General features: G+C 31.7%; 13 protein-coding genes. 10 read left to right on the top strand and 3 right to left on the bottom strand.

The window, feature by feature from the left end:
- Positions 1-132: 132 nt before the first annotated feature.
- Both BN2665_RS04300 and BN2665_RS04305 read left to right on the top strand, forming a co-directional pair.
- Positions 133-1,533 (top strand): S41 family peptidase, encoded by a 1,401-nt coding sequence (locus tag BN2665_RS04300; protein ID WP_055665890.1) that lies wholly within the window; start codon positions 133-135, stop codon positions 1,531-1,533.
- A 32-nt stretch (positions 1,534-1,565) separates the two neighbouring features.
- Entirely contained in the window at positions 1,566-2,417 is an 852-nt protein-coding gene (locus BN2665_RS04305; RefSeq protein WP_055665891.1) for a CPBP family intramembrane glutamic endopeptidase, read from the top strand.
- A gap of 58 nt (positions 2,418-2,475) precedes the next feature.
- Here the strand turns inward: BN2665_RS04305 and BN2665_RS04310 are convergent, their stop codons facing one another.
- A complete protein-coding gene (locus tag BN2665_RS04310) occupies positions 2,476-3,186 on the bottom strand; it encodes a MerR family transcriptional regulator (RefSeq protein ID WP_055665892.1) in 711 nt (236 codons plus the stop codon).
- 264 nt (positions 3,187-3,450) lie between these two features.
- Here BN2665_RS04310 and BN2665_RS04315 point away from each other — a divergent pair, with 264 nt between their 5' ends.
- Positions 3,451-4,743 carry an NCS2 family permease gene (locus tag BN2665_RS04315; RefSeq protein ID WP_055665893.1) on the top strand — a complete coding sequence of 431 codons (1,293 nt, stop codon included), beginning with the start codon at positions 3,451-3,453 and terminating at the stop codon, positions 4,741-4,743.
- A 58-nt stretch (positions 4,744-4,801) separates the two neighbouring features.
- Here BN2665_RS04315 and BN2665_RS04320 read toward each other — a convergent pair whose 3' ends face one another.
- Together BN2665_RS04320 and BN2665_RS04325 are read right to left on the bottom strand one after the other, a co-directional pair.
- Positions 4,802-5,821 carry a DUF5050 domain-containing protein gene (locus tag BN2665_RS04320; RefSeq protein ID WP_055665894.1) on the bottom strand — a complete coding sequence of 340 codons (1,020 nt, stop codon included), beginning with the start codon at positions 5,819-5,821 and terminating at the stop codon, positions 4,802-4,804.
- Positions 5,821-6,381 (bottom strand): nucleotidyltransferase family protein, encoded by a 561-nt coding sequence (locus BN2665_RS04325; RefSeq protein WP_055665895.1) that lies wholly within the window; start codon positions 6,379-6,381, stop codon positions 5,821-5,823. The genes BN2665_RS04320 and BN2665_RS04325 overlap by 1 nt, the downstream gene beginning before the upstream one ends.
- Before the next feature lie 425 nt (positions 6,382-6,806).
- Here BN2665_RS04325 and BN2665_RS04330 point away from each other — a divergent pair, with 425 nt between their 5' ends.
- The 7 genes from BN2665_RS04330 (at position 6,807) to BN2665_RS04360 (ending at position 13,783) form a co-directional block, all read left to right on the top strand.
- The gene (locus tag BN2665_RS04330; RefSeq protein ID WP_055665896.1) at positions 6,807-7,601 is read left to right on the top strand and encodes a thymidylate synthase; all 795 of its coding nucleotides are present in this window, start codon (positions 6,807-6,809) and stop codon (positions 7,599-7,601) included.
- Positions 7,602-8,090 (top strand): dihydrofolate reductase, encoded by a 489-nt coding sequence (locus BN2665_RS04335; protein ID WP_055665897.1) that lies wholly within the window; start codon positions 7,602-7,604, stop codon positions 8,088-8,090.
- 256 nt (positions 8,091-8,346) lie between these two features.
- Entirely contained in the window at positions 8,347-9,507 is a 1,161-nt protein-coding gene (locus tag BN2665_RS04340; protein WP_055665898.1) for a CD0519/CD1768 family membrane protein, read from the top strand.
- 351 nt (positions 9,508-9,858) lie between these two features.
- Positions 9,859-10,686 carry a GDSL-type esterase/lipase family protein gene (locus tag BN2665_RS04345; protein ID WP_055665899.1) on the top strand — a complete coding sequence of 276 codons (828 nt, stop codon included), beginning with the start codon at positions 9,859-9,861 and terminating at the stop codon, positions 10,684-10,686.
- A 30-nt stretch (positions 10,687-10,716) separates the two neighbouring features.
- The gene (locus tag BN2665_RS04350) at positions 10,717-11,193 is read left to right on the top strand and encodes a DUF4358 domain-containing protein (protein WP_055665900.1); all 477 of its coding nucleotides are present in this window, start codon (positions 10,717-10,719) and stop codon (positions 11,191-11,193) included.
- Between the two features lie 32 nt (positions 11,194-11,225).
- Positions 11,226-12,632: an MBOAT family O-acyltransferase gene (locus BN2665_RS04355; RefSeq protein WP_055665901.1), complete on the top strand. Its 1,407-nt coding sequence runs from the start codon at positions 11,226-11,228 to the stop codon at positions 12,630-12,632.
- A gap of 23 nt (positions 12,633-12,655) precedes the next feature.
- Positions 12,656-13,783 (top strand): DHHW family protein, encoded by a 1,128-nt coding sequence (locus tag BN2665_RS04360; protein WP_055665902.1) that lies wholly within the window; start codon positions 12,656-12,658, stop codon positions 13,781-13,783.
- Positions 13,784-13,832 lie beyond the last annotated feature (49 nt).

Consider the following 13,832-nt stretch of genomic DNA (forward strand, 5'->3'; position numbering starts at 1 on the left):
AGTTTTATATAGTCAAAGTATTTAGATAAACAGTTTTTAAAAATTGTTTATCTATTTTTTTATAGAATTATTCCAGAATATAACTTATAATTAAGTATATGACTTTGATGTTTCATACAAAGGAGTGTATTTATGAAAAAAAGAGCAGTACTTTTATCAGGATTGACTTTGTTAGCGTTAATAGCAGGATTAATATATATACTTAATTTTAGGACTAGAACCTTTAAGTCTATTTCAGAATCACCTTCAGCTCCTGTAATTCTTCCTCAAAAGCCTGCAGATAGTATAATGTCCTTGGAGGAAATGAAGGCAGACATGGATTATATCATTGAGAAGCTTAAAAATGTTCATCCAAAATCTATACAGGGATTTTCAAAGGAGCAGGAAAGGCTTATAGAAAATGCATATAGCAGAATAAACAATCCTATGAATGTGGGAGAGTTTTATTTTATAGCAAATGAAGTGGTATCCTCCTTTGAAGATGCTCATACTCGAATAAGCATACAAAGCACGGAGAAGGATAGAAGGCTTAATCTGCCTATGGTATGGCTTAAGGAAGGACTTTATGTAAGTGCAGATGCGGCACCTTTATTGAAAGGGGACAAAATACTAAGCATTGGAAACCTAAGGGAAGAGGAATTATTAAAAGAAATGAAAAAAATAATACCCTCGGAAAATGACTATTTTATAAAGGTTTTTACGCCAATAGATATAATACAGGAAAGCTTTTTAAGGCATTTAGATATGTTAAAAGAGGATAAAGTCCCTATAACCGTTGAGAGAGATGGAAAAAGAGGAGATTATCTATTGGGTTTTCGCTCTGAAAAAGCAAATAGCAGTGATAAAAATGGGGCTTGGTTTAGCTATAATATATATAAGGAAGATTCCTTAGGAGTCTTTACTATAAATCAATGTTCTCTTAATGGCTCCTATAAGACATTTTTAAATAACTTTTTTGAAGAAGTTTATAAGGAGAACATAAAGAATATTGCTATAGATGTTAGAAATAATATGGGAGGGGACTCCAGGGTAATAAATGAATTCGTAAAGTACTTAGATGTAAAGCAATATAAGGACTTTTCAGGTACCATAAGATATTCAAAAGAGGCTGTAGAACAAAGAGGCTATGAAAAGGAATCAGGAATTAAAGATTTTAATGGTAATGTGGTGAAGAATGAAAAGATAGAGAATAAAAACTTAATTTTTAAAGGAAAGGTTTATATCTTAACCTCTAATATCACCTTTAGCTCTGCTAATTGGTTTGGAGTAATTTTTAAGGATAATAAACTAGGAACTATTTTAGGAGAGCCTACAGGCAATGCCCCTTCTAGCTATGGTGATATATTGAGCTTTCAAACCCCTAATGCAAAGCTAGTTTTCTCTGTCTCCCATAAAAAGTGGATAAGACCTGATAAGGAGAAAAATGATGATAATACCTTATTTCCAGATATAGAAGTATATACAACTGCAAAAGATATTATAGATGGAAGAGATGCGCAGATAGAAAAACTAAAGTCTATAATAAAAGATTAAGGATATATAAATAATGGTATAAGGGGGTAAAAATGAATCTATTTGAAAGGATGGAAGAGGGGAAGATAAGTATAAGAGCCTTAGGGTTTTGGCGGGCTTTGGGTTTAGTTTTGTATGTAGATATACTTAGATCACTAATATTGATGCCTTATGCGATTTTAAACTATGCTTTAGGAAGTCCAAGGGTGCTTCTCTATGTTGATTTTGTTTTGAATATTATTGTATATTTTTTTATGGTAAAGAGAGCGGTTAGAAAATATACTGAGGTTTTTGAAGAGGAACCTATAACTATTAAAGAGAGATTCAATATTAAAGCTATTCATTTAGTATTACTGCTACTTATAATCCTAGCTTATTTTAATATATATAGCGGCAGTATTGGAGCCTTAGTGGATTTAATTTCAGTGTCGGATACATTAGTAAGGTTTGCAGAGGGAATTAAAGGAGGAGATATTGTTATTGGTGCTCTTTATATAGTTTTCGTTGCGCCTATATTCGAGGAGTTTTTGTTTAGAGGAATGATCCTATCTGGGATTTTAAAGAGATACGATTACAAAAAGGCTATATTTTTCTCCTCTCTACTATTTGGCATAATTCATCTTAATCTACATCAGGGAGTGAATGCATTTTTTATTGGATTAATTTTTGGATATATATACTTTAAGACAAGATCTTTATACCTATGTATATTTGCACACTTTTTAAATAATTTCATAGTTATTATAGTAGCATTCACTGGTGTTACAGATTATATTTTTGTATTTAACCCTCTAGGAAATGCGTTGGTTTCCATTTTGCTTGGATTGATATTTTTGTATATAGCCTATAGTATTTATGAAAAATATTTAAAAAATCAGCCTAAAAAAATGTTTTTAGAAAATTAACCATAAAAAATATACTTCAGCAAAATTACTGAAGTATATTTTTGTTGCCTATTAAAAGTTATCTATTAAGTTCCTCATACTTAAGGCTTAACTCCTCCGTAATTATAGAACTACAGCTAAGTATATTCATTCCTTCTAGATCCTTTTTAATCAGTGTATCGCTTCCTTTCATAATTCTAAATTCAAAAGGCTTTAAGTCTTTTATGTTATCTCTAACCCTTATTAGAGGTAATTTGAATCCGGATTCTTTGTCCATTTTTTCTCTTAATAGCTTTATAGCATCAAGCAGACTTCCATCTTGCTGTTTATCGGCAAAAGGGATTAGCTTTTCGCCTATTTCTATAATTAACTCATCTTTGTTCATAACTAACATCCTCTCGTTATTTTTGTTTATATAAATCTGTTCTTTAATAAAATCCATTATATTTAGCTTCTCAAGCCCTCTTTGGTGAATTAAGGTCATAATACTGTAGAGGCTTTGCTTTGTGTTGTTTAGAGTGTTTATTTCTTTCTGAACTTCATGAGCTTTTTCCTCAAGAAGACCTATTAAGTCTTTTTCATCATGCTTATTAAGAAGCCCATCTATTTCTATTAAAGAAAAGTGCAAGCTTTTTAAAATAAGTATTATCTCTAGCTTATTAATTTCTACCTGAGAAAATTCTCTTATGTTAGAAGAGTTTCTTTCAGCTTTTATTAAATTTAACTCTTCATAATACCTTATAGTTCTTACAGATATATTATATTTTTTAGAGATATCTCTTATATTCATTAAAAGGCCCCATTTCATAATTTGTTTTTTAAAAGTACTTTTATTAATTTTAGTATAGTTCATTCCGCTACGTAATTGTCAATAACTAATTTCATAATTATATAGCAGGAAAAATTAAGACAAAAATCGTCAATAAAAAAGCATTTTACGAAATATATCTTATATTAATACAAAATTATTCGTAAATCTATTGACATAATTAATTTTTAATAGTAATATTTTAAATTGTGTTGAAAATCAATCTCATATTATAGGAGGGTTTATATGTTTGAGTCCTTTTTTAAATTGAAGGAAAATAATACAAATATAAAGACAGAGATATTAGCAGGAATTACAACCTTCATGACCATGGCTTATATATTAGTGGTTAACCCAGCTATATTATCCCAAGCAGGCATGGATTTTGGAGCAGTATTTACAGCTACGGCCTTAGCAGCTATTATTACTACTTTGCTAATGGGTTTATACGCTAAACTACCTTTTGCCGCAGCACCAGGTATGGGGCTTAATGCATTCTTTGCCTTTACTGTAGTGAAGGGTATGGGATATTCATGGAACTTTGCTTTAACAGCGGTTTTATTAGAAGGAATTATATTTATTTTTTTAACAGCCTTTAATGTTCGTGAAGCTATCATAAATTGTATACCTCTTAATATAAAGAAAGCTATTTCTGTAGGTATTGGATTGTTCATAGCCTTCATAGGATTAGATAACGCAAAAATTGTTATACACCAAGAGGGTGGAACTATAGTAGCTCTTGGAAATTTAAAAGAGCCTATAGCTTTATTAGCTATCATAGGTATTGTAATAACAAGCATACTCATAGCTAGAAATGTAAAAGGTGCATTGCTTATAGGAATAATAATTACCACCATCATAGGATTACCTATGGGAATAACTAAGGTGCCTGTTAGCTTCGTAAGTATGCCACCATCCATAAAATCTACTTTCATGCAGTTTGAGTGGAACCATGTATTCAGCTTAGATATGCTGGTAGTACTATTTACTTTGTTATTTATGGATTTATTTGATACTATAGGAACCTTAGTTGGAGTAGCTACAAAGGCTAATATGATAGATGAAAAAGGAAATGTACCAAGAGCTAAACATGCTTTATTAGCAGATGCTATAGGTACAACTCTAGGAGCTGTATTTGGTACTAGTGCGGTAACTGCTTATGTAGAGAGTGCCTCAGGAGTAGCAGAAGGGGGAAGAACTGGACTTACAGCTGTGTCCACAGCAGTAATGTTTATAATTGCATTATTCTTATCTCCATTATTCATAATGATACCATCGCCGGCTACAGCACCAGCTCTTATTTTAGTAGGTTTATTCATGCTAGAACCTATAAAAGAAATAGATTTAGTAGACTTTACTGAAGCTATACCAGCTTTCTTTACAATAATAATAATGCCTTTGGCTTACAGCATTTCTGATGGTATTGCCTTTGGAATGATATCTTATGTGCTCATAAAGGTTGCCACAGGAAAGTTTAAGGATGTTTCTTTAGCCACATATATTATAGGAGCTTTGTTTCTTTTGAAGTTCTTTATTTAAAATAAAATCAATAATGCCAGGTACCTGTAGGGTCTTGAAGTCTACAGGTACCTGGCATCTATATTTTTATACTTTTCAATATAAATTTATTTTCTTTTTTTAGATACTCTAGGTATTTATTTACTGCTAGGTTCATAATATCATTGTGATCATTCCAAGCTGTAGGTGCTTCATCCTCAGGAAGGTTTAGAGAAGTATATTGCTCTATTTGTTCTCCACTTAAAAATCTTACTAGCTCGTCCTCTTTTTCAGCTATGTCCTTTGGGGGTATATTATGAAAATAGTATAGTTCATCTTCAAAAATATTTATAAATAAGGTGTTTTCATCATTCAATTTTGTTTTTAAGCTGCCATCAGTTTTAATTTTGTATAAAGCATAGCCGTCATCTTTATTAGAATAGTAAATCCAATCTTTATATAAACACATTTCTCTTACGTTATCTTGGCATAGTTCTGTAGGGGTAGAATTTTTCTTTATTTTAACCTTGTATATATAGTTATTCACCTCTTCTTCCATATCATAGTCTCTAAAGTATTTATCAGGTTGGGTAAAGTATACACAAGAGTTATCCACAAAAAGCTGATTAGCCCCGTTAGTTTCACAGATAATTGTGGAAAAAGGTTTTTTTATAAGATAAGCCTTTTGATCATCTACAAAGTATTTATCGTTATGTTCGTCTACAGTAAAACATAAGGTCACTCTATTCAATATTGTATCTAGGCTATGGTCTTTAAGATTTATGTTGTAAGTTCTTTCAGAGGCTATGTTATTAATATAAAGCTTATCATTCATAGTACAAAGGTCGTTATAAAAACCAAGTTCAAGGTGTAAGTTTTCAATGTTATTTCCATCTAAGTCCATCATATATACTTCACCATTTTTTATAAAGTAAAGCTTATTATTCGCTAATGTTAAGGAATTTACAGCTTCCTCATAAATTTTTTCTATAGTACCAGTTAACGCATTTTTCTTATAGATTCCATCATTTAATCTATAAATAATATTATCGTTATACTTTAAAATATAAAGTCTGTTTTGGAATAATCCGCCACCGATGCATTCAAAGCCTCTTATCATTATTGGCAAGCCTCCTTAAGAAGCTTAATAATTCTAGCTTCAACTTTTTCAGGTAGAGGTTGAGTTAGGGCTCTTTCTAGAAGTTTTCTGTGCTTAACTCCCTTAGATTTTAGATAATCTTCAATTAAAGCTACTTTAGGTTCCCTATTGGGCATTAGTTGATATAATACGAACCAGTCTTCTAAGGAGGAAAGCGGAATTGAAACATCATTTATATCCTTGTAATCTACTATAGACTGTGAGTCTAAAATAAATTCGTATACACCTTTCTCATGAAGGATTTTAAAGCCTCCCATAATGTCAACAGATAAATCTTCTACTATATATTGATAAAAATGCTCTGTGGCATAGGGATAAAGACTTCCTTTGGGGCCTATCTTTCCCAAAGAGCTTAAGAGGGAAGTAAGTTGTTCTGCTTGAAACTTATCCACAATTATATCCATGTCTTGGGGGTTATCCACAAGGCCATGAAAGTTTAGGAGCAATGATGCACCTATGCACCAGGATATATTATTTTCATTTATGTGTTTCGCTATATGGCTTAAAGTATTTAAATTCAAATTTATCACCCCTTAAAAGATTTTATTCTATATGATAATAGGAAATCCTTTCTAAAGTTAAAAGTTTCAATTTATGATATAATTATTTTAGCATAAGAGTACTTTGTTAATAAATTATGTTTGTAAAATAAAGCTTAATACAAAATAAAAATGTATCTTTTACAATCTTAACAGGTTATTAACGTAAATTAACAACGATACTAACAAGTTGTACACAGAAATTGTGCATAACTTTCAAAAAATGTGGATAAATCGATAGGACAAGTAATGATAACATGTAATATTAAAGTTCTTATGTTGACAAAAAACTACTTTTAACACCTCAGATGCTCAGCTTTTTTGTCACCAGCATTAAAAGTTATCAACATATTAACTAACATTGTCCACATTTTTGTGGATAAAATTAAAAAAAGGAGTGGATAAGTGTGAGTAATGCAGATAAACAATATTTACAGATAATAAAGGATATTTTAGATCATGGATTTTATGAAGCAGAAAACAGAACAGGCACACCTACCTATAAGCTTCCACATAAGATAATGCAGTTCAACTTAGAGCAAGAATTTCCTATATTGACTACTAAATTTGTGGCTTTTAAAACTGCAGTAAAAGAGCTTTTATGGATATATAAAGATCAATCTAACGACGTAAAAAAGCTTCAAGAGCAAAATGTGCACATATGGGATCAGTGGGTGAAAGAAGATGGAACCATAGGCACAGCCTACGGCTGGGTGGTTAATAAATATGATCAGGTGAATAAATTAATAGAAGGCCTTAGAAAAGATCCACAGGGTAGAAGGCATATTATGAGTTTATGGCAAATTCCACACCTAGATGGTGGAACCCTTCATCCTTGTGCTTTTATGACTCTTTGGGATGTGACCGATGGAAGGCTTAATTGTATGTTGGTGCAAAGGTCTGCAGATATGCCTTTAGGCTGCCCTTTTAATATGGCCCAATATGCGGTACTTACCCATCTTATAGCTCAAGTTACAGGCTATAAGCCAGGATTATTTACCCATGTTATAAATAATGCACATATCTATGAGAATCAAATAGAGGGGATGAAGCTTCAGCTTACTAGGGAAAATGAAGCTTATGAGGCTCCAAAGCTTTGGATTAATCCTGATATTAAGAATTTCTATGATTTTACTATTGAGGATATAAAGCTTGTAGATTATAAGCATCACCCCTCAATAAAAATGGAGGTGGCTGTATAAATGTTAAGTGCAATTGTGGCAGTGGCTAATAATAATGTTATAGGTAAGGATAATCAATTGATTTGGAAATTACCTAATGATATGAAGTGGTTTAAGGAAAGAACTCTAGGGCATACCGTTATAATGGGCAGAAAGACCTTTGAATCTCTTCCTAAATTATTGGAGGATAGAAAGCACATAGTTTTAACTAGGGATGAAAACTACAAGGTAGATTTACCGGGAGTAGAAGTAGTAAGGTCAATTCATGAGCTAAAACATTTAATAGATGATGAAAAAGAACATTTTGTAATAGGGGGAGCTCAAATATATAAATTCCTTCTACCCTATACATCAAAATTATATATAACTAAGATAAATGAAGACTTTGAAGGAGATGCATACTTTCCAAGCTATGACGAGAGCCAATGGGAAATCGTATATAGCAGCAAAGGCATAGTGGATGAAAAAAATAAATATGAACATAGCTTTTATATTTATAATAAGAAATAAGTAGGTTGATTTAATAAAATCCTCAGATGATTGCCATCTGAGGATTTTAATTTTATGCTTTCTAGATGAACTAATTGAAATATTTTGCGTATATCCAAAAACAAAAAATAAAATTTGTTTTTCACAGGAGGAATATTTAAAGTTTTAAAGAATAATATGGTATCATATATTGTTTGAGGAGGTCGATTTTTGGGGGATATATTTTTAGAGGGGAACATTGGAATGGTTTAATATTATTTTTTGGGGGATTTAAAACATGAATAATGGCAAAAGAGTAAAAAAAGCTATTAGTTTAGAAGGATTACTATCATTGACTTTCTTTTTAGTATTTTTTATTTTCATGGGAAGCAAAATGGGCGCAGTTAATATGTTTAATACCATCATGAAAACTGGCCATGACTTGCTTTTAAACACTGTATTTTTTATAATGGCCATAGCTGTAATAGCAGGGGCCTTAGCAGGAGTTTTATCAGAATTTGGGGTAATAGCTATAATAAATAAAATATTGTCTCCTCTAATGAAGCCTTTATACGACCTTCCAGGAGCTTCAGCTTTAGGGATGGTTACTACTTATCTATCAGATAATCCAGCCATTATAACCTTGGCAGAGGATAAAGGCTTTAAAAGATACTTTAAGAAATACCAGATTCCTGCCCTTACAAATTTAGGTACAGCCTTTGGTATGGGACTTATAGTCACCACCTTTATGATGGCTCAAAAGCCTAATAATAATGAAAACTTTGTATTAGCAGCCTTAATAGGAAACTTAGGAGCGATTATAGGCAGCATAATAAGTGTTAGACTTATGCTTAGGTTTACAAAAAAAGTTTATGGTAAAAACCAACTTGCTATAGATATAGAAGATGAGGATATAGATATATTAAATTATAGGGAGATAAGAGAAGGGGGAGTAGGTTCTAGAATTCTAGCTTCTCTTTTAGAAGGTGGTAAGACCGGAGTGGATATGGGGATGTCCATAATACCAGGAGTGCTTATCATATGTACCTTGGTTTTAATGCTTACTAATGGACCTAGCGCTAAAGGAGTTTATACAGGAGCGGCCTTTGAGGGTGTACCTGTGCTGCCTTGGATAGGAAGCAAGATATCCTTTATCATAGAGCCGCTTTTAGGCTTTAAGAGTGCAGAAGCAATAGCCTTCCCTATAACTTCTCTAGGAGCTGTAGGAGCAGCCATAAGCTTAGTTCCAAACTTCTTATCTAAAGGACTCATTGGTGGTAACGAAATTGCGGTATTTACTGCTATGGGAATGTGCTGGAGCGGCTATTTAAGCACTCATGTAGCTATGATGGATGCTTTAAAATGCAGAGAGCTCACAGGAAAGGCTATATTAAGCCACACTATTGGGGGATTAATGGCAGGGATATCAGCTCATCTAATTTATAGTTTAATTTTCTAAAGAATAATAAATTTTGTGTCATTTTTAAAAAAGCAAAATATGAAATCGTTTAATATAAGCAAAGGGAAATATGAGGATAATGTAGCAAGGAAGCTATATTATCCTCATATTTTTCTCTATAGGAAACTATATGTTTACTATAGCAAAAATAGTACTTATGCATTGACTTTTTATTCTACAAGTTGTAGTATAATTATACTACAACTTGTAGAGAAAGGTTATAAGATGAGAATTAAATAAGGTCCCGTTTTTGTAATCTAAATGTAACCTACAAATCAGCAAAAAGTAATATAATTTTTTAGTAGAAAAAAGATGTAAATCATGCATTATGTCATACTTTGGAGGGAAAATATGAGAAAAGGTAGCAAAAGAAGAAAAATAAAAATTTATGGTAGAGCTTTAGTTGTATTTATAGCCCTAATAATTACTGTGTCTTCAATCTTGTTTTTAAAAAATTATATTTTTTCTAGTACTAATGCTCACAGTAAGGAAAATAGCAGTAGTGAACAAAATGAACCATCTAAAGAAACAATAGCAAAAGAAGTGGATAAGAGTATTGAAGCATCTCAAGACGCTCCTTCAAAGGACAAGCAGCAAGAAAGCATAAACAAAACTCCTGATGATAGAGGAAATATCATATTAAAAAAGCTTAAAGATGAAGATATTCAAACAAAAGCTTTATTTTTAGGAGATTCTGTTACAGAGAGCATAGGCTTTTATGAATTTATAGATGAATCTAGAGTTATAGGACAAAAGGGCTTAACCATAGCCAAAGCAGAAAAAAGTATAGATAAGCTAAAGTCTGCTAAGGTTAAAAATATATTTATTCTACTAGGTACCAATGATTTAGAATCCGGTATGGACAAGGTTACTTTTATAAAGCAATATGCTGATTTCATAGACCATATAAAAGAAAATTTGCCCCAGAGTGATATATTTATACAATCTATATTACCTATAGATAAAAATAAGGAAGCTAGCAGACCCAATCTAATTAATTCAAGAATAGATGAATTCAACAAGGCTTTAATGGAGTTGTGCATAGAAAAAGAAGTGAGCTATTTAAATATAGCAACCATATTAAAAAACGATGCTAAGCTGTTCGAACCAGACGGTATACACCCCAAATTTAATTTTTATAAAAAATGGATGGACTATCTAGAAAGTTCATTACAATAAAGTAGTTATAGAGGAAAGGAAGAAAAAAACATGAAAAAAATTATATTGCTTTTATTATCATTAATTATGGCTGTGGGGATTTTCGGGGGCTGTGGAAAAACTGAAAAGCCCCAAGGAAAAAATCCTTCCGTAAAGGATATAAGCGAAAAGATAAAAGCTTCCACAGACTTATCCAATATGAAGGTGGGAGATGAAAATAAACTAAAAAAGCTATATGACATAGGCAGCGATGAGATGGCAGAGTTTGTACTTTTTACAGCACCTTCAAACCTTAAAGCAGAGGAAATCGCTATATTAAAGCTTAAAGATGAGAAAAGCTTAAACACTATTAAAGAGAAAATAGAAAAAAGAATAGAGGCTCAGAGTAAGGCCTTTAAGGATTACTTACCTGACGAATACTTTTTAATAGAAAAGCGTATTTTAAAGACTAAGGACAATTATATTTTATTTGCAATTTCAAAGGATGTGGATAAGATAAGCAGTGCCTTTGATGAATGCTTTAAATAAATTCTGGCTATATAGAGAAGAGGTGGACTAGCGTGGTTTTCAGCAGTTTAATATTTATATTTAAATTTTTGCCCTTAACTTTACTATTATATTACATATCGCCTAAGCCCTTAAGGAATTTAGTACTTCTCATAGCTAGTCTAGTTTTCTATGGCTGGGGAGAGCCCTTATACATAGTTTTAATGATATTCACTACGGTTTTTGATTATATATGTGGATTGCTTATACACAAATATGATGAACATATTATCAAAAAGAAAATAATTTTTATACTATCTGTTATTATAAACCTAGGAATACTATCTTTTTTCAAATATTACGGGTTCCTAGTGGATAATATTAATAGCGTGTTCGGTTTGAACATAGTAGCATCAAAGCTTCCTCTGCCTGTAGGAATATCCTTTTATACTTTCCAAACCATGTCCTATGTTATAGATGTTTACTTAAAGAAGGTTCAGGTTCAAAGAAATATAATATCCTTTGGAACTTATGTAACCATGTTTCCACAGCTGGTAGCAGGGCCTATAGTAAAATATGGGGATGTGGAAAAACAGCTAAAGCACAGAGAGGAAAGCCTAGAAAAGTTTTCTGAAGGCGTAGAGATATTTATTATAGGATTAGCTAAGAAGGTTGTTTTAGCCAATAATATAGGACTACTTTGGACAACTGTAAAAGCTACCTCCTTTGGAGAGATTACTGTATTATCAGCTTGGCTTGGTATAATTGCCTTTACCTTTCAGATATATTTCGATTTTAGTGGATATTCCGATATGGCTATAGGCCTTGGAAAAATGTTCGGCTTTGAATTAATGAAGAATTTTAACTATCCCTATATATCTAAAAGCGTTTCTGAATTTTGGAGAAGATGGCATATTTCCTTAGGAGACTGGTTTCGTGAATATGTGTACATACCTCTTGGAGGAAATAGATGCGAAAGAACAAAGCAGTATAGAAATCTTTTTATAGTATGGTTTTTAACGGGATTATGGCATGGAGCCAATTGGAACTTTATATTTTGGGGATTATATTTTGGCTTCTTCATAACCCTAGAAAAAATGTTCTTAAAGTCTTGGTTAGATAAGCTACCAAGAGTATTATTTCATGTTTATACTCTTTTAGTGGTTATAGTAGGTTGGGTATTCTTTGAGTTTGAGAGTTTATGGGGCGCTTTTAAATACATTGGAATAATGTTTGGCTTTGGAAGCAATGGGCTTTACGATAAACAGTCTTTATACTTTATAAAAACTAATTTATTATTATTTATAGCAGTAAGTCTTTGCTCCTTGCCTCTTTTAAAGGGCCTTTTTGAAAGCATAAAGAATAAGAGAAAGGGATTAAAGGCCATAGCTATTTCTATGATGTATTTAGCACTTTTAATACTATCTACGACCTATCTGGTAAATGAAAGTTATAATCCTTTCCTTTACTTTAGATTTTAACAAAGGGTAAAAGAGGTGATAATTTGGATAAGCTATTAAAAAATATAAATGGTATTATTTTTATAATATTTTTAAGCTTGGTTTTTATATTTAACGGCTTAATTAAAGATAAGACTTTTTCTGAAAGTGAGAACAGAAGGCTAGAACAAAAACCTGCGTTTTCTATGAAAAAGTTGATATTTGATAAGTATACCTCCCAATATGAAAAATATATATCAGATCAATTTTTAATGAGAGATTTTTGGATATCTTTTAAGTGGGACTACGAAAAGCTTATAGGGAAAAAAGAGAGCAACGGAGTTTATTATGGTAAGGACGGTTTCCTCCTAGAGAGGTTCAAAAAGAATGATGATAAGGATCTAGAAGAAAAGCTTGAAGCCATAAATTCCTTTTCCTCCGCAAATAAGGTGAATACTTATATGCTTCTGGCTCCTAACTCTGGTAAGATACTTGAAGAAAAGCTGCCTAAGTATGCTTATAATGATGATGAACTAGCATATATTGAGAAAGTGAAAGATGGACTTAATAAGGACATAAAATTTGTGGATGTTTATAAGGCTTTAGCTGATAAAAGCCAGGAGTATATATTTTATAGAACAGATCATCATTGGACTTCAAAGGGAGCATACTATGCTTATAAGGCTCTTGGAGAGACTATGGATTTTACAGCTAAGGATGAGGCATATTTCAATATAAATAGAGTAACAGAGGATTTTTATGGTTCTCTATACTCTAAGGGCGGTTTTAGAAACCTAAAGCCAGACAGTATAGATTTATATATGCCTAAAGCTAAAGAGCAGATACAGGTAGATTATATAGAAGAGAATAAACAAACTAATTCTTTATACAACTTGGACAATTTAAATAAAAAAGATAAATATACAGTATTTTTAGATAGCAATCATCCCTTGGTTAAAATAACTACTGAAAATAACGAGGGTAAAAAGCTTTTAGTAGTGAAGGATTCCTATGCTAATAGTTTGGTACCATTTTTAACTTCACATTTTAGCGAAATATATATGGTGGATTTGAGATATTATAGTGATAGCTTAAATACCTTAATAAAGGATAAGGGAATAGAAGATGTGTTATTGCTCTATAATGTAAGTACCTTCAATGAAGACCTAAATATAAAAAATATAAATGAGTAAAAATGTAAACCCCGTGAAGTAATTCACGGGGTTTTACAGAGGGAACTAA

The organism is Desnuesiella massiliensis, from assembly GCF_001403615.1.
GTDB lineage: Bacteria > Bacillota > Clostridia > Clostridiales > Clostridiaceae > Desnuesiella > Desnuesiella massiliensis.

Excerpts from the sequence above, each read along its gene's own strand:
- BN2665_RS04300 (WP_055665890.1), top strand. The coding sequence starts at position 133 with ATGAAAAAAAGAGCAGTACTTTTATCAGGATTGACTTTGTTAGCGTTA.
- BN2665_RS04305 (WP_055665891.1), top strand. The coding sequence starts at position 1,566 with ATGAATCTATTTGAAAGGATGGAAGAGGGGAAGATAAGTATAAGAGCC.
- BN2665_RS04310 (WP_055665892.1), bottom strand. The coding sequence starts at position 3,186 with ATGAATATAAGAGATATCTCTAAAAAATATAATATATCTGTAAGAACT.
- BN2665_RS04315 (WP_055665893.1), top strand. The coding sequence starts at position 3,451 with ATGTTTGAGTCCTTTTTTAAATTGAAGGAAAATAATACAAATATAAAG.
- BN2665_RS04320 (WP_055665894.1), bottom strand. The coding sequence starts at position 5,821 with ATGATAAGAGGCTTTGAATGCATCGGTGGCGGATTATTCCAAAACAGA.
- BN2665_RS04335 (WP_055665897.1), top strand. The coding sequence starts at position 7,602 with ATGTTAAGTGCAATTGTGGCAGTGGCTAATAATAATGTTATAGGTAAG.
- BN2665_RS04340 (WP_055665898.1), top strand. The coding sequence starts at position 8,347 with ATGAATAATGGCAAAAGAGTAAAAAAAGCTATTAGTTTAGAAGGATTA.
- BN2665_RS04345 (WP_055665899.1), top strand. The coding sequence starts at position 9,859 with ATGAGAAAAGGTAGCAAAAGAAGAAAAATAAAAATTTATGGTAGAGCT.
- BN2665_RS04350 (WP_055665900.1), top strand. The coding sequence starts at position 10,717 with ATGAAAAAAATTATATTGCTTTTATTATCATTAATTATGGCTGTGGGG.